This is a genomic window from Mesorhizobium sp. M1E.F.Ca.ET.063.01.1.1 (assembly GCF_003998155.1).
Lineage (GTDB): Bacteria > Pseudomonadota > Alphaproteobacteria > Rhizobiales > Rhizobiaceae > Mesorhizobium.
Genome location: NZ_RZSC01001092.1, coordinates 1 through 1,468 on the forward strand (window position 1 = coordinate 1; position 1,468 = coordinate 1,468).

Annotated in this window: 2 protein-coding genes; both read right to left on the reverse strand. The window is 61.7% G+C overall.

All coding sequences use genetic code 11. From position 1 onward, the window contains the following. Positions 1-125 precede the first annotated feature (125 nt). Positions 126-1,223 (reverse strand): recombinase RecA, encoded by a 1,098-nt coding sequence (recA, locus tag EOA29_RS36290; RefSeq protein WP_126093595.1) that lies wholly within the window; start codon positions 1,221-1,223, stop codon positions 126-128. Positions 1,224-1,243: 20 nt separating this feature from the next. Next, positions 1,244-1,468, reverse strand: a 225-nt coding sequence (locus EOA29_RS42465; protein ID WP_210213220.1) for a hypothetical protein, incomplete at its 5' end; no start/stop codon positions are given.

A 1,468-nucleotide genomic window follows, 5' to 3' on the forward strand; every position in this document is an offset into this window, starting at 1 on the left:
CAGTACCAGGAACTCAATTACATAAGCATATTCAGATATAATAAGATTATGGCCAAACTCCGGCCGATTGCCTCGCGCAATTCCGGACGGAAAACCGCGACGCACTTTCCTGGAATTGCTCCCGCCTACACGGCACCGGCTTCGTCCTCGAAGCCGTCGTCGCCGCCTTCGGAGCCGCCATTCTCGAGGAATTTTTCCGCGATCAGCCCGGCATTCTGCCTCAGCGCCAGCTCGATCTCGCGCGCCGTGTCCGGATTGTCGCGCAGGAACAGCTTGGCGTTCTCGCGGCCCTGGCCGAGACGCTGCGAATTGTAGGAGAACCAGGCGCCCGACTTCTCGACCACGCCGGCCTTGACGCCGAGATCGACGAGCTCGCCGGTTTTCGACACGCCCTCGCCATACATGATGTCGAACTCGACCACCTTGAAGGGCGGGGCCAGCTTGTTCTTCACCACCTTGACGCGGGTCTGGTTGCCGACCACCTCGTCGCGGTCCTTGACCGAGCCGATGCGGCGGATGTCGAGCCGCACCGAGGCGTAGAATTTCAGCGCGTTGCCGCCGGTGGTCGTCTCCGGCGAGCCGAACATGACGCCGATCTTCATGCGGATCTGGTTGATGAAAATGACCATGGTGTTGGAGCGCGAGATCGAGGCGGTCAGCTTGCGCAGCGCCTGGCTCATAAGGCGGGCCTGCAGACCGGGCAGCGCGTCGCCCATCTCACCCTCGATTTCGGCGCGCGGCGTCAGCGCCGCGACCGAATCGACCACCAGCACGTCGATGGCGCCCGAGCGCACCAGCGTGTCGCAGATCTCCAGCGCCTGCTCGCCGGTGTCGGGCTGCGAGATCAGCAGGTTCTCGAGGTCGACGCCGAGCTTGCGGGCATAGACCGGATCGAGCGCATGCTCGGCGTCGACGAAGGCGCAGATGCCGCCCTTCTTCTGGGCTTCCGCGACCGTGTGCAACGCCAGCGTCGTCTTGCCCGAGCTTTCCGGTCCGTAGATTTCGATGATGCGGCCGCGCGGCAGGCCGCCGACGCCGAGCGCGATGTCGAGGCCCAGCGATCCCGTCGGCACGGTTTCGATCTCGACCACCTGCTCGTTGGCGCCGAGCCGCATGATCGAGCCCTTGCCGAACGCGCGCTCGATTTGCGACAGCGCCGCATCCAGAGCCTTTGATTTGTCCACTGCCTTATCCTCTACAAGCCGCAAAGTGTTCTGAGCCATGATACATCACCCCTTGGTCGTCAATGAAGGCCGGACAATCCGTGATCCCTGCCGTTTTGTACCTTTTTTGTTCTCGCTTGGCAAGAGGCAGCAACTGACTGAAAAACAATCAATATCTGGATTTGTTCTAATTTTGTCTCACTAAACCTGGAGCGCGCCGGCGCCGCTGGCCCAAAAGAGACTTCGATATCCAGCCGACTCGAATCGCGGGCCCGATTGCGGGGCGATGCGTGGAAACCTAGTGT